Raw genomic sequence first — 23,716 nt, 5'->3', positions numbered from 1 at the left:
CTCCTATTGTGCACGCGTTGAGTAGTAGCGGCCCAGAACGTGGTCCCGCAATTCGTCGAAATCGCCCGCGACGATCGCGGCCCGGATCTGGTCGACCAGGCGGAGCACGAACCGTTCGTTGTGGATCGTGCACAGCGTCGAGGACAGCATCTCCTTGGCCTTGAACAAGTGGTGGATGTAGGCCCGGGTGTAGTTGGCGCAGGTGTAGCAGTCGCATTCCGCGTCGATCGGCGTGAAGTCGCGCTTGTAGCGCGCGCCGGTGATGTTGTAGCGGCCCGTCGCCGAGTACACCGCGGCGTTGCGGGCCACCCGCGACGGTGACACGCAGTCGAACGTGTCCGCACCGGCGGCGACGGCGGCGAAGAGGTCGTCGGGCTCGCTGATGCCGAGCAGGTGGCGGGGCTTGTCGTCGGGCAGCTCGTCAGTGCACCAGCCGACGATCGTCGCCAGATTCTGCTTCTCGAGCGCCCCACCGATGCCGTAGCCGTCGAAGCCGCGGCCGTCGGCGTCGACGATGTCGGTCAGCCCGCGGGACGCCTGTCGTCGCAGGTCCTCGTACTGGGCGCCTTGCACGACGCCGAACAGTGCCTGCGGCGCCTTGTCGGCCCGCTCCACGGACAGGCGTCGATGTTCGGCCAGGCAGCGCACCGCCCAGTCGTGGGTGCGCCGCACCGAACCCTCCTGATATTGCCTGGTGTTCATCAGGGTGGTCAGCTCGTCGAACGCGAAGATGATGTCCGCGCCGAGCTGATGTTGGATGCCGATCGACACCTCGGGGGTGAAGCGATGGGTGGAGCCGTCGGTGTGCGAGCGGAACGTCACGCCGTCGTCGTCGACGTGGGCCAGCCGCTCCTTGCCCTCGGCGATTACGTCGTCGGCTTGAACGCGCCCCGCGTCCATCGACAGCACCTTCTTGAATCCGACGCCCAGCGAGAGCACCTGGAAGCCGCCGCTGTCGGTGAACGTCGGACCCGGCCAGTTCATGAAGGCGCCCAAACCGCCCGCCGCGTCGACGACGTCGGGACCGGGCTGCAGGTACAGGTGGTAGGCGTTGGCCAGGATGGCTTGGGCCCCAACGTCCTTCATGGACTCGGGTAGCACTGCCTTCACGGTCGCCGCGGTGCCGACCGCGACGAACGCCGGGGTGCGAATGTCGCCGTGGGGGGTGTGGATGACCCCGGCCCGTCCGGACGTCCCCGGCAGTTCCGCCTCGACTTCGAAGAATTCCGGGGACGAGGTACTCACCGCTGTACGTTCTCACACCGCGGCAGCCGCGGGCCGATCCGAGCAACCGAGGCCGACCGACCGTTCCCCGAAAACCGCCGGTTGCGACCCTCGCAGGAGCCCGTCAGATCCGCAGGAGGTATTTCGGGCAATTCGATGTCCGCTGGTAGGCGGCACTCCATACTGCCTTGGACGATCCTCTGATCTTGACGGATCGCACACACAGAAGGAGAACACTGGTGAAGCAGAGTTTGCTGGTTGCCGTAGGTGGCGCCGCGATCGTCGTCGCCGGTCTGGCCGGTTGTTCGTCGGGAGACAAGTCGTCGTCGGGATCGTCGTCGAGCGAGTCGTCTTCGAGCAGTTCGAGTGCGTCGTCGAGCGCCTCGGCCGCTACGGGCGCGAATACCGTCACCATCGACGGCCAGCCCAAGGATCTCGGCGGCTCCGTCGTGTGCGGCACCGTCGGTGGCAACGTGAACGTGGCGATCGGCGAGGCAGGCACGGGTGTCGCCGCCGTCGTCAGCGAAGGTGACTCGCCCACCGTCAGCTCGGTCGCGCTGGGCAACGTCAACGGCATCACGCTGGCCGTTGGCGCCGGCCAGGGCGATGCCACGGCCACGAAGGACGGCAATTCCTACAAGATCAGCGGGAACGCAGTCGGCATCGACATGGCCAACCCCATGCAGCCTGCCAAGAAGCCCTTCGAACTCGCCTTCACCTGCCCGTAGGCCATCCGGCACATACATCGACGGCTAGATCGGACGGCGGCGTTCCCCGGGAACGCCGCCGTTCGCCGTTTTCGAAGCCCGTAACAGTTCCGCCGAGGCAGGCGGTCCCGCGGCCGCCTAGTGTCGCCACCATGACCCAGCCCCGCCTCCGACGGGCGACGGGCGGCGGGCGGCGATGTCGACGGTATCGAGCGACTGGTGCAGGCGGCCTTCGGGAAGTACGTCGACAGAATGGGACGACCGCCTTCGCCCATGCTCGCCGACTACGCCGAACTGCTGCGTACCTCTCGGATCTGGATCATCGAGGATCGGCAGGAGATGGTCGGTGTGCTCGTCACACGGGCTCACGCCGATCACCTACTCGTCGACGTCATCGCCGTCGCCCCGACCGCCCAGGGCAGCGGCCACGGCCTAGCGCTTCTCGAACGCGCCGAACGCGACGCGCGCGAAGAGCGCCTGGCCGAGATGCGGTTGTGCACCAACGAAGCGATGACGGAGAACCTCGAGTTCTATCCTCGGCGTGGCTTTCACGAAACGGGCCGCAGAATCCAGGACGGCTACCACCGGGTGTTCTTCGCGAAGCTTCTGGAGAACGATGGCCCCGCGCCCCATCCCTCGCCCACCCTCAAGGAGTGAGTCCATGCCCATCACGGTGACCAACACCGACCACGTCACCGTCCTCGACCTCGGGGACGACGAGAACCGCTTCTCCCTCGACTTCCTCGACGAGGTCGACGGCCACCTCGCCGACATCGCGTCGTCGGGCGTGGGCGGACTCGTCACCACGGGCACCGGAAAGTTCTACTCCAACGGCCTCGACCTGGACTGGTTGCTGGCGCACGGCGACCAGATGCAGTCGTATGTGGGCCGCGTCCACGCCCTGTTCGCCCGCGTGCTCACGCTTCCGATGCCGACGGCGGCCGGGCTCAACGGTCACGCGTTCGGCGCAGGCGCCATGCTCGCGATGGCCCACGACTATCGCGTCATGCGCGCCGACCGTGGCTACTTCTGCTTTCCCGAAGTCGACATCCGCATCCCGTTCACCCCCGGTATGGCGGCCCTCATCCAGGCGAAGCTCACCCCCGCGGCCGCGGTCGCGTCGATGACGACGGGCCGTCGTTTCGGTGGGGCCGACGCGCACCGGCTCGCCATCGTCGACGCCACTGCCGCGGAGGACGCCGTCACCGCCACGGCGGTCGGCATGCTCGCCGGGCTCGACGGCAAGGACCCCGGGACCCTCCGCGCAATCAAGGAGACCATGTACGCCCCGGCGATCGCCGCGCTCACCACGAACCAGGAGTGACGCGGCGTCAACTCGCCGGGTAGTCGCGCCTCAGCAGGTCGAAGAACGCGTACGCGGGCACGCCGATTGCGGCCGACAGTCCGGCGGCGTACTCCCGGGCGATGGCCAGCCCATCGGCCTTCTCGTCGAACGAGCCCGTGAGATCCACCGCGATGCGACAGCCGAAGGTGTCGGTCACCGCTTCGCCGTCGATGTTGGCCTCGACCACGCCATGGGGAAGGGGAAGCGCGTCGACCGCCGCCCTGACGTCGTCTGCCCGGGCGCCCATATCGACGTAGACCGACACGAATGACTCCATGCGGCCCAATCATCCCGGCCCACAAGGTGACCCGTCGACCACTCAACCCATTGGTTGCCTCGTGTTCACCTGGTGGTCACGAGCTCACAGCTTCGCGGGCCTCCCGAAGCTGGTCTGCACACCCGGCGAGTACAGCGCGCGGAGCCGCTCGCCGGTGGGGACGACGCCACTGGCGGCCACCAGGTCGTCCGACAACTCGAGGACCTCGGCCGCGCGGAAGGGAAACGGCACATGCTCGTTGGGCACCCACCACGTCCGACCGCCCTTGCGGGTGTGCGCCCCCCAGCGGGCGGTCAGCCAGACCTCCACGGGCGTGGGATCGACGACATCGCCGACCTCGATGGTGAGCCGACAGCGCAGTCCGCGTCGAGGTAGACGTCGCACACTGTCATAGGTGATGCGCGAGCCGTCCCGCATCAGCCGCATCTTCGCCCAGGTGTACGGGGTACCCAGCGCGATTCGGGTCGCCGGCACCACGGCCAGCCGCGCCGTCTCCAGCGACCGGAAGAGCACGCCGTGCCGACCCGCGTCGTCGGTCGAATACAACCGCACGTTGGTCTCGAGAAAGCTCCCGAAGAAGGGGATCGCCTGCGGAATGCCCAGGGAGAGCCCGCTCATCCCAAAGGGAACCAGGCCGACGTAGGTCTGCCCGTCGGCGAACACGTCGGGCCTGGTCCCGCTCGGGAACATGTGCGCCACCGCGTCCGGGTCCACCGGCCAGTGCACGAAGGTCAGGTCCGTCCAGCGCTGCCGGGTGAATATGGGCCGCGGCAGGATCGGCGCGGTGACGGGGAAACCGTCGGGCAGAGCACAGGACATGACGTCATGGTGTCACGCCGGTCAGCGGCCCCGACCCGTTTGCTGCTGCAGCTCGTCGATCATGTCCGAGGCCGCGGCCTTGGTCAGGTCGTCGGGAACCTCGCGGTTGGCCTCCTGGGCCAATGTGTTCAGGTAACTTCGTTGCGGACCGGTCATCGGCTCGTCGCCGGTGACCCATTCCGATGTGTCCTTCTCTGCCGTCTCGTTCGGTGCGTTCTGCGCATCATCGCTCACTGCGATCACCTCCGACTTCCGAGTATCCCTCGCACGTGCGTTCGAAACGTGCCGGTTTCACCCGGAATGTCAGTCTGCCGAGGCGCGGCGTCGCTTGGAAGCCTCGACGCGGTGGTGTGCCGTCAGGAGCAGTTGGTCGTAGCTCGATCGCGGTGGCAGCACGTCGGAGTAGCCGAGGGTCAGGAAGTCCGCGACGAGCTGTTCCGCGATCGCACGGAGCTTGACGTTGCTCGCCTGGGAGCGCCACTTGAGCAGATCGAACGCCGCCTCGGCATCGATCCGGTACACCAGCATCAGCATGCCCTTGGCCTGTTCGATCGCCTCGCGACTCTCGGTGATCTCCGCGACCGCCTCGGTCACCGATTGCTGATGTGCCCGGCTCTCCGAAGGTGTCACGTCGACGTAGTAGCCCCCGGTGCCGACCACCCGGCCGTCATCGTCGCGCAGGAGGTCCCCGACCACGATCACGTCGTGAACCTTGCCCTGGACGTCGATGATGCGATGACGCGCACTGAACGGCCGTTCGGTGCGGACGATCTCTTCGAGGGTGGCCGCCACGTGGCTGTGGTCGTCGGGATGCTTGTGGGAGAGCACCACCTCGGTGGTGGGCACGATCCCGCCTGGTTCGTAGCCGTGAATGCGCTGCACTTCCGGTGACCACTCCCAGTGCTGATCGGCGAAGCGAAAGCAGAAGGCGCCCGTCCGTGAGGCGGCCTCGTCGTCGGAGGGCAGTGCCACGTTCACCTCCATGGTCCGAGGAAGCATTCGGGGTCCGTCGGCGGCGATTTTATACGTCGCCCTTTAGCCCCAACGCGAGAAACGGAGGGTCGGCGCCTGGTGGGCGGCTGGTCCGTTTCGGGTTCCGCCCGCCCGGGCAATCACCAACGGTGACGATTACCGCACCCATCGGCGACGTCGTCGGCATTCCGCCAGACGTTTACCAGTCCGCTGGCGACTCACGACTCCTGATCGACGCGTTGCGGCAACTGGTGGTGATCCGTGCCGACACATGGTGAACCGGGTCCCACCCCCGACGACGCACGCACCGTGCGACTGACGGCGTCCGGCCCGATGATGGTGCAGGGTCCGGTACGGATCGAGACCGCGGACGGCACGGTTGTCGAATCCGACCGCTTCATGGTGGCGATCTGCACGTGCCGGCGGAGCAAGACCTACCCGCTCTGCGATACCAGTCACCGCAGGCGCCGTCGCCCCGCGAAATCCTTCGAAGACTCGCCCTCGGACACCTGAGACATAGCCCACATCGAATGGCCTCGTGATTACCCATCGGCACGTCGGGTAACCAACTATTCGAGGTGCAGCCCGCGCCGAAGCCATCATCAACGCCGAAGGGGCTAACACTGATGACCACGTCCACCAAGAACACCCTGATCGCACAGCTGCGTGCCGTGCTCGATCTGACCAACACCGAGATCCAGGTCGCCGAGACGCGCGTGACGCAGGCCCGCACGGAAGCCGTCCGCACGGAGCTCTCGCAGAATGCGTCCAACGGTGGTGACCGTGCAGAGGCGATCGAGACGGCGATCCGTGACCTCGGGGGCTTCCCCGACGTGATCGGCCCGTTCCTGGGGCGTGCGGCCGCCGCTGTCAAGGCACTGACCGAGCAGGCGCAGCCGTTCGACGAGGCGCTCCTCGGCGACCTCGCGCTGGAGCACCAGCTGCTCGACCGTGCGCGTTACGTCAAGGCCCTTTCCGTCTCGGCCAAGGAGCGCGACGTCGAGGCGCTCGCCAACCGCCTCATGACCGCCCACTCGGCCACGGTCGACTGGCTGACCACCGTCCTCGCCGAAGATGCCCTCGGTGGTCCCGCGGCGTTGCGCCGCACGCCGCTTCAGGCCGCCACCGGTACCGCGATTCAACTGATCAACGTGCCCGTGAACTGGTCGGTCCGCAGCCTGGACAAGGCCGTCGAGACCGTGCGCGCCACCCCAATCGCGTTCAGCGAGTTGGTCAATCGCGGCCGACGCGTCAGTGACGTCGCCGCCAAGACCGTCACCGCGTCGCGCGATGCCGCACTGCAGACCGCAGAACAGGTCATCCGTGACGGTGGCGCCGAGCACGCGGCAGACCTGCTGCACAACGCTCGCTCCGCCACCGGTGCCCTGGATACGGGCGAGCTGCCGATCGACGACTACGACGAGCTCAACGTCACCGAGGCCGTCAACGCGATCAAGGCACTCACCGCACCGGCCGACGTGCGCGCGATCCTCGCCTACGAGGAGGCGCACAAGAGTCGCCAGAGCGTGATCAACGCCGCGCAGACGCGCGTTGCGCACATCGCTCAGGAAGTCGTCGGGATCAGCTAGACCCGATAAATCAGCACGCCAACAGGCCCCGCGAACCGCATGGTTCGCGGGGTCTGCTGCGTGACTACTAGCTCAGCCCTCGGGCGGCGGTGGCGGCAGGATCAGCCCAGGCGGCGGGGTCGGCCCGTCGGCCGGATCGGGCAGAAACTGGACCAGCCCGGGCGGGATGACCGTTCCCGGAGGGGGCGCGGTACCCGGCAACGGTTGGCCGAGCTGCTGCTGTGGCGCTTGACCGAGGCCACCGTAGGTGCGGCCCGCTCGCTGCATGTCGATCCAGCGGCCGAACCACTCCCGACGCGTGACATCGGCGTTCTCGGCACCGGGCGCAACGTCGAATTGCTGACCCTGGCCTGGCGCCGAGGGCACCTCGTTCAGCTGAATGCCGTACGCGTTGTTGAAGACGTTCAGGTTGGGCGGCGTGCCGGTGCCTCCACCGGGCGGCGCCGGCGCGGCGTTCAGTCCGAGGATCGTGGTCTGGTCCAAGCCCACGACCGGAGGCGCACCCAGCGTTCCGGGAACGCCTGGCGCGTTGCTCTGGGCAAGCACGTCGAGACCGGCCGGGCCGAGCTGACCCATCATGGGCACCGTCGGACCAGGCGGAGGCGGAGGTGGCGGGGCGCCGGGAATCAAGGCCGGATCCGGGGGCGGGTCATCGGCCGCGGCGGTCGCCGGGAAGGCGACCGCCGCGCCGAGAGCCAGTAGGCCACACGCTGCAGCGGCGACGCTATGTCGTTTCTTCACTACCAATTGCCTCGCTGTTCGCTGTGTGGCCCATGGGTTTTACTCAGACGGACTTGGTGACGCCGTAGTAGGCCACCACGTCGTCGGTGTCGGTCGTCGAGCTGGTGAGCGTCGCGTACGACCGCAGGAACGACTGACCGACACAACCGTCGACCTTGACGTGGGTGTCCTTGAGCGTCACGCGGACCGGCGCGGCCTTGAACGACTTCTTGTCGACCGTGACCGTGGAGACCGTGCCCGGCTTCGGGTGGATCTCGATGGTGCCGGAAAGCGGGAACGACACGCTGCCGATACCGACACCGGTGATGCCCGCGGCCGCGTTGCCCGCGATGCCCACGCCGACGTTGATACCGGCCTGGCCGATGAGGCGCACCTGGCCGAGCTCGATACCGCAGCCGATCTGGTAGCCCGCCTCGAGCGTGCCACCGGTCAGGGTGGTCTTGCCCTTGCCGGAGACGGTGCCCGAGAACGTGCCGCCGACCAGGTACTCACGCGACGACAGCGCGGTGGTCAACGGGGCCACCGGCAGCTGGGTCTCGTTGGACGCCACCACGGTCAGCGTCCAGCCGTCGGGAGTGGTCACGGTGCCGGGCTCGGAAGACGCGACCACGCCGTTGTCCGGTGGCGGACCGGCGTCACCGATCGGGGCCACGGCCGGGTCGGGCGGCGGCGGGTCGGCGAGCACGATGGGTGCGGTGCCCATCGAGACCAGCACGCCAGTCGTAGCCAGCAGGGCGAGACGATTCAACATTGCAAAGCCTTTCAAGTGGGTGGGGAGCGGCTGGCTACTAGACGGACTTGGTGACGCCGAGGTAGGTGATGATGTCGTCGGTGTTCTCCGTCGAGCTCGTCAGCGTGGCGTAGGAGCGAATGAACGACTGTCCTGCGCACTGGTCGGTCTTGACGCGCACACCGGTGAGGGTGATGCGGGTCGACGTTCCCTTGAAGGACTTCTTGTCGAGCGCGACGGTGGTGACGGTGCCCGGCTTCAGATACACCTTGCCCTGCAAGCTGATACCGCCGCTGAGGGTGGGGATGCCGAGCGCTCCGAGGCCCGGGGTGATGCTCGCACCCGGGTTGATCTCGACCTCGTCGGAGATGATGCCGCAGCCGATCTGCTCGCCGGCTTCCATGGTGCCGCCCGCCAGCTTGGTCTTGCCGCCGCCGGTGATCGTCCCGGTGAAGGTGCCCGAGATGAGGTATTCGCGAGACGAGATGGCCGTCGTCAATGGCGCCACCGGGAGCTGCGTCTCGTTGGTACCGACGACGGTCAGCGTCCAGCCGTCGGGGGTGTTGAGGATTCCGGGAGCGGCCGAGGGAACGGCACCGGAGTCGGGCGGCGGCACGGGTGCGCCCACCGGCTGGATGGCCGGGTCGGGAGGCGGCGGATCGGCCAGCGCCACGGGCGCAATCCCTACCGGGACTGCAATGCAAACTGCTGCCAGCGTCGCAAAACGGTTCAACATGAGTGAGTCGGCGCCTCTCGTATTCGAAATCTCAAGCAGATAACGGATCTGTCGCGACGGAGCATCCAATGGCAGGGTTGCCGAGACGTGAACGGACGGCCAACGGTTCGCGCCTCATTGCCATCCAGTGAGCGCTTGCCGTTGATAGAGCGAAGCGCTTGTCGCACAGGCTACTTGGGCTGTTCAGCGACGTCACAGCTGCGGGGCGTCCGATGGACCGCCACTGGTCGTCGCGCATTGGCCGTCCGTTCATCAACTGGACACCCGTCTGATCGACCGTGAACGTCGAGTCATGCACGTCGCACGGACCGACCAGCTTGGAGGAACTCTTGAGGCCATTCCGCGTGTGGGGAAGAGCGGTAGCGGCATCGGCGATCTCCCTCGGCATGGGATTCGCATTCGTGCCAACGGCTTTCGCCGATGACGATGTTGCGCCGCCGAATCCCGCCGTCCAGGTGGACGCCGTGCCGATGTCGGACAACGCCCAACCGGCCGCCATCGTGGCATGCGGAAACTTTGCCCAGGCACTCGATGGCGCCGCGCAGTACTACGGGGAGTTCTCGGACTCGTTCGAAGGCTCGGACTACAACGATCCCGCCGTGCAGAGCAGCAACGAAGTCGGCCGGACTGCCTTGCGTCAAGCCGCCGGTGTGGCCATCGACTCCGCGAACACCCCCGGCCTGGATGTGGCCGTCGCCGCTCCGATGCGAGCGTGGTCGGCGGATGCGACCAAGCTCCTCCTGAAGATGGCGCTGCGGATCCCCGGCGACAGCCTCAACGCGACCGCCACCGAAATGAACAACGACGCCACCAACGCGCAAGAAGCCTGCGCGGCGGCCGGCACGCATGCCTGATCCGTGGTGAAGCGCTTCGCCTTGGCGGTAGTGGCGGTCGGCGTGGTGTTGACGGGTTGTTCGAGCCCGGATCGCGCACCGGAGCCACCAGAATTGGTGCCCGCCAATGCACTTGATGGCATCCTGCTGAGCACCGACGTGGTCGACTCCATCATGGGCACCTCAGGCATGACCGCCCATCCGCGCGTCGAGGTCATGGGCGATCACCGCAACCTCCTGCCCAACCTCAACTGCCTGGGCATCTGGCAAGTCAACGAAGCCGGCGTATACGGTCCCGACGGATGGATTGCGTTGCGGCAGGAGCTATTACGCGCACCGGACACCGACGACTGGCAAAGTCTGGTCGTACAATCGGTGGTCAACTACCCCTCGACCGAGGCGGCGGAGGAATTCTTCACGCAATCCACCGACCGTTGGTCGAAGTGCACCAACCACAACGTCAACATCACCCTCAACGACAAGCCGTTGCCCAAGTGGCGTAGCGGTGAGCTGACCAAGACCGCGAACGAACTGGCCATCCCGTTCACCCGGGGTAGCGCCAACGGCGTCGACTCCTGTCAGCGCATGTTGGCGGTCGACGACAACGTGATCATCGACGTGCAGGCCTGCACCGGTGACGTGTCGACGGTGACCAAGGCCGCCGAGGTCGTCGACGCGATCAAGGCGAAACTGCCGAAGTAGCGTCAGCCGAAGCCGATACCCACGCCGAAGCTGCCGCCGTCGTCCCCGTTGGGGCACACCACGTCGACGTAGACGGTCACGAACGTGCCGTCGGTGGGCGCTTCGTGGCCGGGATTGTTCACGTTCGTGATCCAACATTGCGAGAGCGATTTCGTGTCGAACCCACTGACCCAGTTGATCTGGACGTTGTAGCCCTGAGCCTCGAGCACGTCGATGGCGGCCTCGGCCGACTGGCCGCTGGCCAAGAACGACGGGTCGGCGGCGGCGAGAGGCGCGCCGGTGGCGAGCGAACCCGCCCACAGCGCGCCGATCACGGCGAGGCAACGGAACACCCCCGTGACGTTACGCCCGATCACCCCCGGGCGATACGCGCTGGTCCACTGAGCGCATGCGTCTCATAGTCGAAATTGGATGAGATTCCGGCTCGACTCGTCGAGGGGGCATGCAGGTCCAGCACGGGCCACTGATCGTCGCAGGCGAACCACGCAGCGGGGACTACCGGTATGCGATTAGCAATTCGTTCGGGTTCGGCGGGCACAGCGTCGCGCTCGCCTTCGGAAAGTACTGAGCCACGAGACGACCACCCCATGGGCCGAGAGGGTGGGAACTCTGCGAAGATCGATCTCCTGTAGCCGCACCGACGGAGGGCAATCGATGGCCGACGGCCAAACCAGCACGCACGCAGAGCTGTTCGACCTCAGTGGCAAGCGCGCGTTGGTCACCGGCGGCACCAGGGGCATCGGCTTGATGGTGGCCCGCGGCCTGCTGCAAGCCGGCGCCCGGGTGGTCATCAGCTCGCGCAAGGCCGACGCCTGCACTCAGGCGGCCGAGCAGCTCGCCGAGTTCGGTGACGTCCGGGCAATTCCGGCGGACCTGTCCCAGCACGACGAATGCCGGCGCCTCGCCGACCTCGTCACCGCCGAGCTCGGTGGGCTCGACATCCTCGTCAACAACGCGGGCGCGACGTGGGGCGAACCCCTGGACACGTTCCCGGATTCGGCCTGGGACAAGGTGATCGACCTCAACCTGAAGTCCCCGTTCTGGCTGGTGCAGGCGTTGGTGCCCGCACTTCGCGAGGCCGGTACCGCGGACGACCCCGCCCGGATCATCAACATCGGCAGCATCGACGGCATCCACGTCAGCCAGCTACCCGTCTACTCCTACGCCAGCAGCAAGGCGGCACTGCATCAACTGACGCGGATGCTCGCCCGCGAACTGGGACCCCAGCACATCACCGTCAACGCGGTGGCGCCAGGGCCGTTCCCGTCCAAGATGATGGCGGCGACGCTCGACGCGTTCGGTGAGGCGATCGCGGCGTCCGCGCCACTGCGCCGGATCGGCCGCGACGACGACATGGCCGGTATCGCCGTATTCCTCGCCAGCCGGGCGGGTTCCTACCTAACGGGGGCGATCATCCCGGTCGACGGGGGCATCGCGACGACTGCGTCGGGCACCTAGCCGGCCGTCCCCGCCGACTGCACGCTCGTTCTCGGCATCACTCGCGATTCGTGTCCATCAAGCGTGCACTCGGCGGATCATCGGGCACCCGGGGCTTGTTCTGCCACGGCCACCGACCGGTGATCTCGAGCTCGAGGGAGAAGCTGAGGAACGTCCGGATCGCCACGATGCCGGCAAGGACGGCGACGCTCTGTGCGTTTGGGGTGACCGCCACCGTGCGGATGATGTCCGCGGCGACCAGGAACTCGAGGCCGAGCAGGATCGTCCGGCCCAGCGTCTCGCGGAAGAACCGGTAGGTATCCGGCGACCTCCGGACCAGTCGACCCACGGCGATCCCACCTGCGACGACCGCGCCGACCGCGATGATCGCGACACCCACGCCGTCGATGACCTTGCCGACGAGTTCGACGCCTTCGATGAAGCCCACGACGCAGAGGCTAGCCGGGGAGCCGCGACGAGTGTCAGCATTGCAGAGGTGGGCATCACAGAGCAGCGCGACGGAGTCGACCTGACCAACCTCGATCAGGCGCTGACGCCGGAATCGGGTGCCACCAAACGCGATCTGATCGACTACCTCGACGCGGTCGCCGATCGTCTGCTGCCCGGTCTCGTCGGGCGGCCGCTCACGGTGCTGCGGGTGCTACGCGGCCGGGCGCCGTTCATGCAGAAGAACGTCCCGAAGTACACGCCGGACTGGGTGCGCACCGTGCCCATCTGGGCGGAGGCCTCCCACCGCGAAGTGCACTACGCGCTCTGCGACGACCGGCGAACCCTGCTCTGGCTGGCGAACCAACGTGCCGTCGAGTACCACCCGACCCTGGGCTTGGTCACCGAGCGAGGCTCGCCGAGCGAGCATGACACCGAGCGAGGCTCGCCGAGCGAGCATGTGTCGTCCATCGGTCGGCCAACGCATCTCATCCTCGACCTGGATCCACCCGGTGACGACGACTTCGCCGCCGTGGTGGCCGTCGCCCAGCTGGTGCGCCGGGCGCTATCCGACAGCGGTCTCGCGGGTGCGGTGAAGACCAGTGGCGCCAAGGGGATTCACGTATTCGTACCCATCGAGTCGAACGAGGGGGCCGCAACCGTCGAGGACGTAGCCGCAGCGACTCGGGCGTTGGCCGCACGCGCCGAGGCGCTGGATCCCGACCTCGCGACCACCGCCTTCATCACCAGCGACCGCCGCGGCAAGGTGTTCGTCGACTCGACGCGGGCCGGTGGCGCGACCGTCGCCGCGGCCTACAGTCCGCGACTGCGTCCGGGCACACCCGTGTCCTTCCCGGTCGACTGGTCCGACCTCGACCGGGTGACGCCTGCGGACTTCACGGTGCACACCGCGATCGACGCCCTCGTTGGTCGCGACCCGTGGTCGGAGACGATGCCCGCCCCGCAGCGGCTGCCGTCCGATCTGATCGAACAGGGCCGCACCATTCCCGTGGCGCGGGTCGCCGCCATGCACGAGGGCAAGCGGCGCGCCCGTACCAAGCGCGCCGAGGGCGAACGGTGATCGGCCCCTCCGCGAGGAGGGGCCGATCGTCGAACACACTGCGCGCCAGCTACTTTCCTTCGCCATCGGCCCCCTTGGCACCGGGCTGGCCGGCGGCTCCGGGATCACCCGGTTGACCCTGATTACCAGACGGGCCGTCACCCCCTGGCGTACCCGTCTTGCCGCCTGCACCGTTCGACCCCGCCGTGCCGGAGCTTCCGGCGGTGCCGTTGCCGCCGGTCTTGCCGTCGGCACCGGCCGATCCGTCGGCGCCGTCCGCTCCGCTGGCGCCATACGTGCCCGTATGTCCCGGCGTGCTGAACAGACCGCCGCCACCGCCTGCACCCGCCGCGCCACCGTCACCCGCTGCGCCACCGCTGCCGGCCACCCCACCCTTGCCGCCTGCGCCGCCAGTGCCCCCGGCGCCGGCCTGGCCGGCCGCACCGCCTTGGCTGCCCGCGCCGGGCTGACCCGCCGCACCACCCTTTCCGCCGGGCCCGGCCGGTCCTCCCGCTCCGCCGAGACCGGCGACACCCGCGGCGCCCGCCGCTCCGCCGTGACCGCCATCCCCGTCCGTGACGAAGGCGTCCGTGCCGTCACCGCCGCGGCCCCCATTGCCGCCATTGCCGCCGTCGGCTCCGGAGCCACCCTTGCCGCCGTTGCCGCCTGGTCCACCGCTGCCGCCGTTGCCGGCATTGCCGCCGTTCGCCCCGTCACCGCCATTGCCGGCATTGCCGCCCGTGCCACCGGTCCCGCCGGCACCACCCGTGCCACCCGTACCACCGGTGCCGCCGTTGGCACCGGCACCGCCGCTGCCGCCCGCCCCGCCGATGCCGAAGCCGAGCCAGCTGGCCGCGCCACCCTTGCCGCCCGCTCCTGCCGCGATGCCGGGAGTACCTGCGACACCTGGTGTTCCGGCGGTGCCGGCCTGCCCGGGAGTACCCGCGACGCCGTTGGTGCCCGCGCCCGCCGACGTGGCAGCCGTTCCGTTCGTGCCGTCGCCGCCCTTGCCACCGGCGAGCCCAGCGCCACCGGGGGCGCCTGGCGCACCTTCGCTGCCGCGACCGCCCATACCGCCGTCGCCACCGGTGGCTCCGAACGGTCCACCGGGAGCATAGGCGTCACCGCCCCTACCGCCGTTTCCACCATTGCCGCCGCCCGTGCCGACACCGCCGGCGCCTCCGTTGCCGCCGTGCGCGCTGCCGTTGCCGATGCTGATGTCGGTGAAGCCTGCGCCCCCGTCGCCACCGGGATTGCCGCTGACTCCGTCCTGACCGTTCAGGTGACCAGGAATCACCACCCCGGGCGGGGTGGGGAAGCCGGGCAGGCCGTCCCGGCCCGAGTCGCCACCCGCGTTCACCCCGTTCGGACCGTCTGCGCCGTTGCCCCCCGGCCCGCCGGACGGACCGTCGTCGCCGTTGCGACCGGCGGTTCCGTCGCGCCCGTCTTGGCCGTTGGGTCCCTTCACACCGTCGACACCCTTGCTGCCGTCGACGCCGTCAGCGCCATCGGTACCTCGGATGCCGGCGCCGCCGTTACCGCCCGCGCCACCGTTGCCCACCACGGCGAACACGCCGGCGACACCGCCATCACCACCGTTCGCACCGGCACCGCCATTGCCGCCGGCGCCGCCCGTACCGAAGAACACGCCCGCCGCGCCGCCGTTGCCACCGGTGACGCCCAATATGGTTGCGTCGCCGCCTCTTCCACCGTCACCCCACAGTCCCGCGCTGCCGCCGATGCCACCGTTGGCGCCATTGCCACCGCTGCCGAAGAGGACTCCGCCGTTGCCGCCGTCGGCGCCGTCACCGCCATTGCCCCATAGGCCGGCGTGGCCGCCGATACCACCGTTGGCGCCCCTGCCGCCGCTGCCGAAGAGGATTCCGCCGTTGCCGCCATCGCAGTCGGTCCCGGTGCAGTCGGCCGCCGCATCGGCGCCGTTGCTGATGAAGATGCCGATGATCGAGAGAATTGGATCGAACGGGGAGAAGTCCGACGGCAGCACGGGCGGCACCGCCGCCGACTGCCGCGAGGACGCCGACCGCCGCGCCGTCGCCTCGGTCTTCGGCGTAGCGCCTGCCCGCGACACCGTGGACACCGCGCCGATCCGGCCGGACGCCGTGCGCACGATGGTGATGTGGCGCACTGAGCCGTCGGCCGACACCGTCGTCGGCGGCGGCACGAGGCCGAGCAGCAGCAACGCCGACGAGGCGCCCGGGGACCCGGGCACGGGGCTCGACGACGTGTGTGACGCCGTGAAGACGGTCGGAGCGCCCGCGACGGCAATCGGCCCGTCACTCGAGGTCGACGAGGACGACGGGCGCTCGCCGACGATCCCGACGCCGCTCCCGCCGGTCGTGCTGGCAACGATCGCGCTAGCCGCCACGACGGCCGCGAGCAGCGTGCGCGTCGAGGCGGGACTCAACGGCGAGTACTTGGCGACACGCCCCTTGGGCGTTGCCGCGGCGCGCGCGCTGGTGGATTTGCGGTTGGTGCTCATCTGAGGCCTCGGTTCGATGTCGCCGTGATTCGGTCACGACGATCGTCGAATGAGCTACCACCGCCCCGATAGAGTGGCGAACTACTCGGATCCCAGAGCGCTACTCCCCGCAATACCTGCTGCGGGGTTGATCAATACCCGCTACCGCGCCACGCGTCAGCCGGCGACGAAGTACATCCGCTTGTTGACGAACTCATCCATGCCCAGTGGCCCGAGCTCGCGGCCGAAGCCGCTGCGCTTGACCCCACCGAACGGGACCTCCTGGCCTTCGTTGGCGGGCGTGTTCACATTCGCCATGCCGGACTCGAGACGTCGCGCGATCTGCTCGGCGCGCTGGGTGTCGGTGCTGAACACCGCGCCACCGAGGCCGTAGTCGGTGTCGTTGGCCAACTCCAACGCTTCCTCGTCGCTGCTCACCGAGTACACCACCGCAACCGGGCCGAACAGCTCCTCGCGGTAGGCCCTCATCTCCTTGGTGATACCGGTCAGCACCGCGGGTGAGTAGTACGCCGCGGGTCCCTGCCCGAGCTCACCGCCGGCGTGCAGCGTCGCGCCCTTGGTGACGGCGTCCTTGACCTGCTCGTCGAGGATCTCGGCCGCCTTGCGCGATGACAGCGGTGCAAAGGTGCCGTCCTGCGCCTCGGCCGGATCGCCTGGCTTGAGATCCTTGGCGCGCTCGACGAGCCGTTCGACGAAACCGTCGAAGATGTCATCGGTCACGATGATCCGCTTGTTCGAGTTACACGCTTGGCCGGTGTTGCCAATCCTGGTGTCCCAGGCCAGATCTGCCGACGCCTTCACGTCATCGGAGTCAAGCACCACGTACGGGTCCGAGCCGCCGAGCTCGAGGACGCACTTCTTCAGGTTGCGCCCCGCGATCGACGCCACGACCGCGCCGGCCCGCTCCGAACCGGTCAGCGAGACGCCGACGACGCGGCGGTCGCCGATGATCTGCTCGATCTGGGCGTAGGACGCAAAGATGTTGCGGTACACGCCCTCGGGCACTCCCGCTTCGTCCATGAGCTCCTGGACGGCGAGCGCGGACTTCGGCACCGACTCGGCATGCTTGAGGATGATGGTGTTGCCCAACACCAGGTTTGGGGCCGCGAACCTAGCGATCTGATAGAACGGGTAATTCCACGGCATGATGCCCAGCAGCGGTCCGATCGGCAGCTTCTGCACGTAGGCCTTGCCGGAGGCGAACGTCTTGATCTCCTGATCGGCCGTCAGCGTGGGACCCTCGGTGGCGAAGTAGTCGAAGATGTCGCCACAGAAGTCGGCCTCACCCACCGATTCCTCGAGCGGCTTGCCCATCTCCTCGGTGGCGATGGCACCCAGCCGCGAGGCGTGCTCCTTGAACAGCTCGCCCACCCGCGCGACGATGCGGGCGCGCTCGGCGATCGGCAGGTCCCGCCAGGAGCGATACGCCTCAGCAGATGCGGCCAAAGTGGCCTCGAGCTCGGCGTCGGTGACGAAGTCGAACGATTCCCCCGGTTCCCCGGTGGCCGGATTGACTACCTGGTACTTGGGCTGAGTCGCAACGGTCGCGGTCATGGTGGGCCTCCCTTAGACGTGAATAGCCCCCAATCTAGTCACCGAGGGAATACGGTGCCCTCAGATCCGGGACACGCGGCACGAGGAGACGATTCGATGAGCGGATGGGCAAAGCCCTGGGCGTGTAGGGCAGGCGCCGCCGTGGCGATCGCCGCAACCCTCGGGACGCTCGTGACGATCCACGACGCGGATCCGGCAAACGCGGACGTGTGCGTGTCGGCCGGTCGCCGGGTCTCCGTCAGCGGTTGCGCCAATTTGGCCGACGTGATGGCGCCCTACGTTCCGCCGCCCGACTACTACGCCCCCATTCCCGAGGACTACTACGCGCCGCCACCGCCACCGCCGCCACCGGTCAGTGGCTGCATCGGAGTGAACGGGCGCCGCGTTAGTGTGAGCGGCTGCAACTGACGATGACGGGCACGCCGACACCGTGATCGCCGTCGACATGCTGGGCCGGGTCGGTTTGGCCACGCTCCTGGGTCTGGCGATCGGCGTCGAACGCCAATGGCGATCGCGGATGGCCGGCCTTCAAACCATGGCGCTGGTCAGCATGGGGGCCGCGCTGTTCCTGATCCTCGGCGCCTATTCCTTCGGCGGCGAGGGCGATCGAACCCGGGTCGCTGCTCAAATCGTCTCCGGCATCGGCTTTCTCGGCGCGGGCGTGATCATGAAGCAGGGGTCGTCGGTCACCGGCTGGAATACCGCTGCCACCCTGTGGGCCTCCGCCGCCGTGGGCGCGCTCGCGGGGGCGTGGATGTGGCGCGAGGCGGTCACCGGCGCGGTCGTCATCGTCGCCACCAACGGATTCCTCTTTCCGCTGGCGATGCGCATGGACCGGGCGCATCTGTGGGGAAGCCGCGAGGAGCCGGCCGCCGACTATCTCGTCGAGGTGGTGTGCGATCCCGGTGCCGAGAGCGACGTGCGGTTGGCCATCGTCGGCGCAGTCAGCCGACCTGGCTTCCATCTCAATTCAGTTCGCTCCGAAGCCAACTCGGCGTCCGGTGAAGTCCACGTCCAGGCGGAGCTATCCGCCATGACGCGGGATGACGCCGACGTGGAGAAGGCGCTCGGTGCCGTCAACGCGGACCCCAGGGTCCGGTCGTTGCGCTGGTCGGCCGGAGGGACGACGACGCGACGATGAGGCCGCTACGGCCTGGCCCGCGCCGCCCACGCGAACGAGCCGCAGGCAATCACGATCGCCGCGAACATGACGGCGGCCAGCGGTGCGGCGGTGTGTTCGCCACCCATCCCGACCAGTGGCGACACCAACGCCCCGAGCCCGAACTGCAACGCGCCCAACACTGCTGACGCCGCACCGGCCGCGCGCGCGACGCCGCTGAGGGCGAGCGCGGTCGCGTTGCCGAACACCAGGCCGAGGCTGGACACCGCAACCCAGAGCGGCGCGACCAACAGCCACGTCGGCCCGCCGGACACCACCACGGCGACGATGCATACCGTGGCCAACAGGCACACCGCCAGCCCGGTTCCGGTGAGGGCGCGGATGGACCGGGTCGCGGTGAGCTTGGCCGACACGGCGCTCATCGCCGCCAGTCCAAGTGCGTTCACCCCGAAGGCTATTCCGTACTGCACCTCGCTGAACCCCATCATCACCTGGTAGACGAAGGGCGAGGCCGAGATGTAGGCCATCATCGTCGCGAACGAGAACGCGAACGCCAGCGCGTTGCCGAGGTACACCCGCGAGGTCACGGCGCGCAGCGCCGACGGCGTCTCGCCACGGTCGGCCCTTGCCGTCGCGCGGCGCTCGCCGGTGTGGGTCTCGCGCACCACGGCGACGACGCCGACGACCATGGCCGCGACGATCCCGAAGACCACCCACAGCACGCCGCGCCATCCGAGCGGGGTCACAAGGACGCTACCCAGCACCGGAGCCACGACGGGCGCGACACCGCCGACGAGCATCATCAGGCTGTAGGCCCGCGCGGCAGCCGCGCCGACGGCGAGGTCGGAGATGATCGCCCGGCCGATCACCATGCCCGCGGCACCGGTGATGCCCTGCGCGAACCGCGCCGCGATCAGGATCTCCACCGTGGGCGCCAGTGCCGTCACCGCGCTGGCGGCCAGGCACAACACCGAGCCCACCACCAGCGGCGCCATGCGGCCGAAGCGGTCGGACAACGGCCCGAATACCAACTGACCCAATGCAATACCGACCAAGAAGGCGGTCAGCGTCAGCTGGACCGACGTGGCGGTAGTGCCGAGGTCGACTGTCATCAGCGGGAACGCGGAGAGGTACAGGTCGGTGGCGAACGGGGCCACCGCCGACAACAGTGCGAGGACGAGCAGCAGCGGACCGCGTACGGCCGAGCGCGGCGGTTCGGCCAAGCGCTCCATCTGCTCGGCGCTGCCCTCGACGAGTTTCGTGCGTGTAGTCAACGTTCGTCCTCCACAATAGCTATGTTGGCATAACTATATATCCATAGCCAGCCGAGGTAAAGTCGACGACATGAGCCGCACCGCCGCACCCCGGGCCGCCGACCGCGAGACGGCACTCGCCGACTTGGCGGATGCGATCATGCACGCCGCCCGGTTGATCCGATCCTGGGACCAGGCCGCCGACACCGTGGTCCCACTGTCGATGATCGAGGCGGCCGTGCTCGAATACGTCGACCGGCACCCCGGTTGCCGTCCGAGCGACGTCGCCCGCGAATTACGCATGCGGAGTAGCAATTTCAGCGCCGCACTACGCGTGCTGGAGAAGCAGGCGTTCGTCGAGCGACGAGCCGACCCCTCCGACGGGCGCACCGCCAACCTCGTCGTCACCACGCTCGCCAAGGAGAACATCGATATCGTGCGGTCCCGGCGGGCGGCACTGCTCGCGGGCGCACTCGGCGACGATCACCGGGCCGTAGACGCCGCCAGGAACTTGCTGGATCGGCTCAGGGACAGCTCGTGACCGGTCCGCGTCGGTAGTCGCCTGCAAGACTGGGGCCATGGTCGAGACCCTCCACGACATCGAGCATCGCGGCTTCGCGAGCGACAACTACGCGGGCGTGCATCCCGAGGTCCTGGAGGCGCTCGCGGCGGCGAACGGCGGGCACCAGGTCGCCTACGGCGGGGACGTCTACACGTCGCGGTTGCAGCAGCGGATCCGGACCGAATTCGGTGCGTCCGCCGAGGTCTTCCCGGTGTTCAACGGCACGGGCGCCAACGTGGTCGCACTGACCTCCGTCCTACCGCGCTGGGGAGCCGTCGTCGCCGCGTCGACCGCGCACATCAACACCGACGAGGGCGGTGCACCCGAACGGGTGAGCGGGCTGAAGCTCCTGCCCGTTCCGACTCCCGACGGCAAGCTGACGCCCGAGCTGATCGCGACGGAGGCCTGGGGCTGGGGCGACGAACACCGCGCCCAACCACTGGCGGTCAGCATCACCCAGACGACCGAACTTGGGACGCTGTACCGCCCGGACGAGGTGCGGGCGATTGCCGACTTCGCGCACGACAACGGCATGGCGGTGCACATGGACGGTGCCCGCATCTGGAACGCGGCCGCGGCTCTCGGCGTGCCGTTCGGTGAGTTCACCGCCGCCGCCGGCGTCGACGTCGTCAGCCTCGGTGGCACGAAGAACGGACTGCTGGGGGCGGAGGCCATCGTCGTCATCGAGCCGGCGCGCGTCGACGGAATGCGCTATCTGCGCAAGCTGAGCATGCAGCTCGCCAGCAAGATGCGCTTCGCCAGTGCCCAGCTGCTGGCGCTCTTCGACGACGATCTCGGCCTGCGCGCGGCGGCGCACGCGAACGCCATGGCGGCGCGGCTGCGTGGCGCGCTCGACGACGGTTCGGTGCGCGGGTTGTCGTTCAGCCAGCCGACGCAGGCGAACGCCGTGTTCGCGGTGCTGCCCAACGCCGCGGCCGATCGCATCCGCGAGCGCGTGCGCTTCTACGACTGGGACCGCGCGGCCGGGCAGGTGCGGTGGATGTGCTCGTGGGACACCACCGAGGCGGACGTCGACGGGTTCACGACGGCGATCCGGGACGAGCTCGAGAGAACGGACTGACAATGGCCAACAAGACGGTGTTGTGCTTCGGCGACTCGCTGACGTGGGGGTGGGTACCCGCTGAAGAGACCGCACCCACTACGCGGTTCGCGCCGGACGTGCGATGGACCGGGGTGCTCGCCGAGTTGCTGGGCGACGGGTACGCCGTGCTCGAGGAGGGTCTCAGCGCGCGCACCACCAATGTCGACGATCCCACCGATCCCCGACTGAATGGTGCTGCACACCTACCGATTACGCTCGCCAGCCATCTTCCGTTGGACCTCGTCATCCTGATGCTGGGCACCAATGACACCAAGGCCTACTTCCACCGCGGCCCGTTCGACATCGCGACGGGAATGTCGGTGCTCGCGGCGCAGGTCCTGGGTTCGGCCGGTGGAGTGGGCACCGTCTACCCGGCGCCGAAGGTACTCGTCGTCGCGCCGCCCGCACTGGCGCCAATGCCCGACCCGTGGTTCCAGATGACGTTCGACGGCGGGCAGGAGACTTCCGCACGGTTGGCCGACGCCTACCGCGCGCTGTGCACGTACATGAAGATCCCGTTCTTCGACGCGGGTTCGGTGATCACCACCGACGGCAGCGACGGCGTCCACTTCACCGAGCAAAACAATCGTGATCTGGGTGTCGCGATGGCGGCAGAGGTCCATCGGCTTTTGGACTGAGTATCGGCCGTTACGGCAAAATGTCGCGATCGTGACCGAATCGTGATTTGCTGTGTCCTGAGTGAAAGCTGTGGCGCTAGGGGACGACGGCGGGAGGACGAACGTTGAGCGATTTCGAGACGTTCGCGCGGTTCAGGGGCGCCCCGCGGGCGCTGGCCGCACTGGCGGTCGCCGCCCTCATCGCCGGAATGGGCATGCAGTCGCTGACAGAAGCCCCCCGGGCGTCCGCCGACGGCACGGGGGCCGGGACACAACTGACGTCGCCCGCCGGCCTCGGCCGTTCGACGGGCCAGACTCGGTTGAGCAATCCCGGCACGGTCGGCCAGTGCACCTGGGGTGCCGCGCAGAAGTGGTTCGAAGCCAGCGGCTCCTATCCCGCGATGCGTGGTGACGCGAAGGACTGGCGCGGCTCGGCCAGCGCCGCGGGCTGGACCGTCGTCGACGAACCGCAGGCGCGTTCGATCGTGGTGTTCCAGCCTGGCGTCGCCGGTGCCGACGGGTACGGCCACGTCGCCTGGGTGGACTCGGTGTCCCCACGTGCCGATGGCCAATGGATTCACGTGACCGAGATGAACAACACGTCACTCGGCGGCGTCGGCATCTACAACGGACGCGACGTCAAGGTCGGCCCGGGAATGTCCTACATCCTGCTGCCATGAAAAACTCCCCACCAGTGCGAACCGGTGAGGAGCCATGGCGGTGGCGGAGGGATTTGAACCCTCGGACGGGGGTTACCCGTCACACGCTTTCGAGGCGTGCTCCTTAGGCCGCTCGGACACGCCACCGTCGGGGAGCTTACCGGGAACCCGGCACGGCCCCTAATCGCCGCCGAACGTGACGCCACTGCGAGAATTCGGCGGCTTTCACGCAGTGGCGTCACGCTCGGCGCGGAAGAACGCCGCCAGCGGCGCCGCGCACTCCTCGGCCAGCACACCACCCCGCACCTCCGGCCGATGCGTCAGTCGCCGGTCGCGCACCACGTCCCACAGCGAACCGACCGCGCCCGTCTTGGGCTCCCACGCTCCGAACACCACGCGGGCCACGCGGGCCATCACCAACGCGCCGGCGCACATCGTGCACGGCTCGACGGTGACCGCCAGCGTGGTGCCCTCGAGCCGCCAGCCATCCCCGAGCACCCGGGCGGCGGCCCGCAGCGCCAGGATCTCCGCGTGCGCCGTCGGATCGCCGAGTTCCTCACGGGCATTGGCGGCTCGGGCCAACTCGACGCCGTCCGGGCCGAACACCACCGCACCGATCGGCACGTCGCGTGGCCCCACGGCGGAGGCCGCCTCGAGTGCCGTCCGAATCAGGTGTTCGTCGCCCAACGGGTCCCCATCAATGTTCCTCGCGCAAGCGCTCGTCCCCATC

Annotated in this window: 31 protein-coding genes, 1 tRNA gene and 1 pseudogene; 18 read left to right on the top strand and 15 right to left on the bottom strand. The window is 68.4% G+C overall.

What is annotated here, in order from left to right; all coding sequences use genetic code 11:
- Positions 1-3: 3 nt before the first annotated feature.
- Positions 4-1,245 carry a tRNA guanosine(34) transglycosylase Tgt gene (tgt, locus tag QUE68_RS02055; protein WP_286275083.1) on the bottom strand — a complete coding sequence of 414 codons (1,242 nt, stop codon included), beginning with the start codon at positions 1,243-1,245 and terminating at the stop codon, positions 4-6.
- Between the two features lie 218 nt (positions 1,246-1,463).
- On the opposite strand from tgt, the gene QUE68_RS02050 reads away from it, so the two are divergent.
- From QUE68_RS02050 to QUE68_RS02040, 3 genes are all read left to right on the top strand, one after another.
- Positions 1,464-1,952, top strand: coding sequence for a lipoprotein LpqH (locus QUE68_RS02050; RefSeq protein ID WP_284224278.1), 489 nt, complete (start codon positions 1,464-1,466; stop codon positions 1,950-1,952).
- Between the two features lie 231 nt (positions 1,953-2,183).
- Positions 2,184-2,588, top strand: a complete 405-nt coding sequence (locus tag QUE68_RS02045) for a GNAT family N-acetyltransferase (protein WP_284224277.1) — start codon at positions 2,184-2,186, stop codon at positions 2,586-2,588.
- Positions 2,589-2,592: 4 nt separating this feature from the next.
- Positions 2,593-3,255 carry an enoyl-CoA hydratase-related protein gene (locus QUE68_RS02040; RefSeq protein WP_284224276.1) on the top strand — a complete coding sequence of 221 codons (663 nt, stop codon included), beginning with the start codon at positions 2,593-2,595 and terminating at the stop codon, positions 3,253-3,255.
- 7 nt (positions 3,256-3,262) lie between these two features.
- On the opposite strand, the gene QUE68_RS02035 is transcribed toward QUE68_RS02040, so the two are convergent.
- The 4 genes from QUE68_RS02035 to QUE68_RS02020 all read right to left on the bottom strand — a co-directional run bounded on the left by QUE68_RS02035 (position 3,263) and on the right by QUE68_RS02020 (position 5,344).
- Positions 3,263-3,553: a hypothetical protein gene (locus tag QUE68_RS02035; protein WP_284224275.1), complete on the bottom strand. Its 291-nt coding sequence runs from the start codon at positions 3,551-3,553 to the stop codon at positions 3,263-3,265.
- Between the two features lie 84 nt (positions 3,554-3,637).
- Positions 3,638-4,372, bottom strand: coding sequence for a YqjF family protein (locus tag QUE68_RS02030; RefSeq protein ID WP_286275082.1), 735 nt, complete (start codon positions 4,370-4,372; stop codon positions 3,638-3,640).
- A 21-nt stretch (positions 4,373-4,393) separates the two neighbouring features.
- Positions 4,394-4,606, bottom strand: a complete 213-nt coding sequence (locus QUE68_RS02025; RefSeq protein ID WP_284224273.1) for a DUF3072 domain-containing protein — start codon at positions 4,604-4,606, stop codon at positions 4,394-4,396.
- Between the two features lie 69 nt (positions 4,607-4,675).
- On the bottom strand, positions 4,676-5,344 hold the full coding sequence (locus QUE68_RS02020) for a PAS and ANTAR domain-containing protein (RefSeq protein ID WP_284224272.1): 669 nt from the start codon (positions 5,342-5,344) through the stop codon (positions 4,676-4,678).
- Between the two features lie 149 nt (positions 5,345-5,493).
- Here QUE68_RS02020 and QUE68_RS02015 point away from each other — a divergent pair, with 149 nt between their 5' ends.
- The 3 genes from QUE68_RS02015 to QUE68_RS02005 all read left to right on the top strand — a co-directional run bounded on the left by QUE68_RS02015 (position 5,494) and on the right by QUE68_RS02005 (position 6,933).
- On the top strand, positions 5,494-5,622 hold the full coding sequence (locus QUE68_RS02015; protein WP_284224271.1) for a hypothetical protein: 129 nt from the start codon (positions 5,494-5,496) through the stop codon (positions 5,620-5,622).
- A 55-nt stretch (positions 5,623-5,677) separates the two neighbouring features.
- Positions 5,678-5,857, top strand: a complete 180-nt coding sequence (locus tag QUE68_RS02010; protein WP_286275988.1) for a CDGSH iron-sulfur domain-containing protein — start codon at positions 5,678-5,680, stop codon at positions 5,855-5,857.
- 113 nt (positions 5,858-5,970) lie between these two features.
- A complete protein-coding gene (locus QUE68_RS02005) occupies positions 5,971-6,933 on the top strand; it encodes a ferritin-like domain-containing protein (protein WP_286275081.1) in 963 nt (320 codons plus the stop codon).
- 72 nt (positions 6,934-7,005) lie between these two features.
- Here QUE68_RS02005 and QUE68_RS02000 read toward each other — a convergent pair whose 3' ends face one another.
- The 3 genes from QUE68_RS02000 to QUE68_RS01990 are packed head-to-tail and all read right to left on the bottom strand — an operon-like array spanning position 7,006 to position 9,140.
- The gene (locus QUE68_RS02000; RefSeq protein WP_284224269.1) at positions 7,006-7,674 is read right to left on the bottom strand and encodes a hypothetical protein; all 669 of its coding nucleotides are present in this window, start codon (positions 7,672-7,674) and stop codon (positions 7,006-7,008) included.
- A gap of 43 nt (positions 7,675-7,717) precedes the next feature.
- Positions 7,718-8,425: an MspA family porin gene (locus tag QUE68_RS01995; protein ID WP_286275080.1), complete on the bottom strand. Its 708-nt coding sequence runs from the start codon at positions 8,423-8,425 to the stop codon at positions 7,718-7,720.
- Positions 8,426-8,462: 37 nt separating this feature from the next.
- Positions 8,463-9,140: an MspA family porin gene (locus QUE68_RS01990; protein ID WP_284224267.1), complete on the bottom strand. Its 678-nt coding sequence runs from the start codon at positions 9,138-9,140 to the stop codon at positions 8,463-8,465.
- Between the two features lie 401 nt (positions 9,141-9,541).
- Here QUE68_RS01990 and QUE68_RS01985 point away from each other — a divergent pair, with 401 nt between their 5' ends.
- Together QUE68_RS01985 and QUE68_RS01980 are read left to right on the top strand one after the other, a co-directional pair.
- Entirely contained in the window at positions 9,542-9,994 is a 453-nt protein-coding gene (locus QUE68_RS01985; RefSeq protein WP_284224266.1) for a hypothetical protein, read from the top strand.
- Between the two features lie 3 nt (positions 9,995-9,997).
- Positions 9,998-10,675 carry a sensor domain-containing protein gene (locus tag QUE68_RS01980; RefSeq protein ID WP_286275079.1) on the top strand — a complete coding sequence of 226 codons (678 nt, stop codon included), beginning with the start codon at positions 9,998-10,000 and terminating at the stop codon, positions 10,673-10,675.
- Between the two features lie 2 nt (positions 10,676-10,677).
- Here QUE68_RS01980 and QUE68_RS01975 read toward each other — a convergent pair whose 3' ends face one another.
- Complete coding sequence (locus tag QUE68_RS01975) at positions 10,678-11,007, bottom strand: hypothetical protein (RefSeq protein ID WP_286275078.1); 330 nt, start codon at positions 11,005-11,007, stop codon at positions 10,678-10,680.
- A gap of 134 nt (positions 11,008-11,141) precedes the next feature.
- On the opposite strand from QUE68_RS01975, the pseudogene QUE68_RS29600 reads away from it, so the two are divergent.
- Both QUE68_RS29600 and QUE68_RS01970 read left to right on the top strand, forming a co-directional pair.
- Positions 11,142-11,243 (top strand): annotated as a pseudogene (locus QUE68_RS29600) (hypothetical protein); the annotation flags it as partial.
- A gap of 86 nt (positions 11,244-11,329) precedes the next feature.
- Positions 11,330-12,133, top strand: a complete 804-nt coding sequence (locus QUE68_RS01970) for an SDR family oxidoreductase (RefSeq protein WP_284232335.1) — start codon at positions 11,330-11,332, stop codon at positions 12,131-12,133.
- A 37-nt stretch (positions 12,134-12,170) separates the two neighbouring features.
- Here QUE68_RS01970 and QUE68_RS01965 read toward each other — a convergent pair whose 3' ends face one another.
- On the bottom strand, positions 12,171-12,560 hold the full coding sequence (locus tag QUE68_RS01965) for a DUF1622 domain-containing protein (protein WP_284224262.1): 390 nt from the start codon (positions 12,558-12,560) through the stop codon (positions 12,171-12,173).
- Positions 12,561-12,608: 48 nt separating this feature from the next.
- Here QUE68_RS01965 and QUE68_RS01960 point away from each other — a divergent pair, with 48 nt between their 5' ends.
- Positions 12,609-13,640 carry a DNA polymerase domain-containing protein gene (locus QUE68_RS01960; protein WP_286275077.1) on the top strand — a complete coding sequence of 344 codons (1,032 nt, stop codon included), beginning with the start codon at positions 12,609-12,611 and terminating at the stop codon, positions 13,638-13,640.
- A 49-nt stretch (positions 13,641-13,689) separates the two neighbouring features.
- Here the strand turns inward: QUE68_RS01960 and QUE68_RS01955 are convergent, their stop codons facing one another.
- The gene (locus QUE68_RS01955) at positions 13,690-15,624 is read right to left on the bottom strand and encodes a hypothetical protein (protein ID WP_286275076.1); all 1,935 of its coding nucleotides are present in this window, start codon (positions 15,622-15,624) and stop codon (positions 13,690-13,692) included.
- Between QUE68_RS01955 and QUE68_RS01950 the strand changes: the two genes are divergently transcribed.
- Entirely contained in the window at positions 15,578-16,123 is a 546-nt protein-coding gene (locus QUE68_RS01950; protein WP_286275075.1) for a hypothetical protein, read from the top strand. The two genes, QUE68_RS01955 and QUE68_RS01950, sit on opposite strands and share 47 nt — an antisense overlap.
- Positions 16,124-16,275: 152 nt before the next feature.
- On the opposite strand, the gene QUE68_RS01945 is transcribed toward QUE68_RS01950, so the two are convergent.
- Positions 16,276-17,673 carry an NAD-dependent succinate-semialdehyde dehydrogenase gene (locus QUE68_RS01945; protein WP_284224258.1) on the bottom strand — a complete coding sequence of 466 codons (1,398 nt, stop codon included), beginning with the start codon at positions 17,671-17,673 and terminating at the stop codon, positions 16,276-16,278.
- 96 nt (positions 17,674-17,769) lie between these two features.
- On the opposite strand from QUE68_RS01945, the gene QUE68_RS01940 reads away from it, so the two are divergent.
- Entirely contained in the window at positions 17,770-18,081 is a 312-nt protein-coding gene (locus QUE68_RS01940; RefSeq protein ID WP_286275074.1) for a hypothetical protein, read from the top strand.
- A 37-nt stretch (positions 18,082-18,118) separates the two neighbouring features.
- Positions 18,119-18,814: an MgtC/SapB family protein gene (locus QUE68_RS01935; RefSeq protein WP_286275987.1), complete on the top strand. Its 696-nt coding sequence runs from the start codon at positions 18,119-18,121 to the stop codon at positions 18,812-18,814.
- Positions 18,815-18,819: 5 nt separating this feature from the next.
- Here QUE68_RS01935 and QUE68_RS01930 read toward each other — a convergent pair whose 3' ends face one another.
- On the bottom strand, positions 18,820-20,067 hold the full coding sequence (locus QUE68_RS01930; protein ID WP_353507022.1) for a multidrug effflux MFS transporter: 1,248 nt from the start codon (positions 20,065-20,067) through the stop codon (positions 18,820-18,822).
- A gap of 70 nt (positions 20,068-20,137) precedes the next feature.
- Between QUE68_RS01930 and QUE68_RS01925 the strand changes: the two genes are divergently transcribed.
- The 4 genes from QUE68_RS01925 to QUE68_RS01910 all read left to right on the top strand — a co-directional run bounded on the left by QUE68_RS01925 (position 20,138) and on the right by QUE68_RS01910 (position 23,007).
- The gene (locus QUE68_RS01925; RefSeq protein ID WP_286275073.1) at positions 20,138-20,587 is read left to right on the top strand and encodes a MarR family winged helix-turn-helix transcriptional regulator; all 450 of its coding nucleotides are present in this window, start codon (positions 20,138-20,140) and stop codon (positions 20,585-20,587) included.
- Between the two features lie 37 nt (positions 20,588-20,624).
- Positions 20,625-21,689, top strand: coding sequence for a threonine aldolase family protein (locus tag QUE68_RS01920; protein ID WP_286275072.1), 1,065 nt, complete (start codon positions 20,625-20,627; stop codon positions 21,687-21,689).
- A gap of 2 nt (positions 21,690-21,691) precedes the next feature.
- On the top strand, positions 21,692-22,348 hold the full coding sequence (locus tag QUE68_RS01915) for an SGNH/GDSL hydrolase family protein (RefSeq protein ID WP_286275071.1): 657 nt from the start codon (positions 21,692-21,694) through the stop codon (positions 22,346-22,348).
- A 104-nt stretch (positions 22,349-22,452) separates the two neighbouring features.
- Entirely contained in the window at positions 22,453-23,007 is a 555-nt protein-coding gene (locus QUE68_RS01910; protein WP_286275070.1) for a CHAP domain-containing protein, read from the top strand.
- A gap of 35 nt (positions 23,008-23,042) precedes the next feature.
- Here QUE68_RS01910 and QUE68_RS01905 read toward each other — a convergent pair.
- Both QUE68_RS01905 and QUE68_RS01900 read right to left on the bottom strand, forming a co-directional pair.
- Positions 23,043-23,133 (bottom strand) — tRNA-Ser (locus tag QUE68_RS01905).
- A gap of 78 nt (positions 23,134-23,211) precedes the next feature.
- Entirely contained in the window at positions 23,212-23,715 is a 504-nt protein-coding gene (locus QUE68_RS01900) for a nucleoside deaminase (protein WP_455012727.1), read from the bottom strand.
- Between the last annotated feature and the right edge of the window lies 1 nt (position 23,716).

The organism is Mycolicibacterium sp. TUM20985 (assembly GCF_030295745.1).
Lineage (GTDB): Bacteria > Actinomycetota > Actinomycetes > Mycobacteriales > Mycobacteriaceae > Mycobacterium.
This window is presented reverse-complemented; position numbering and strand designations above follow the sequence as displayed.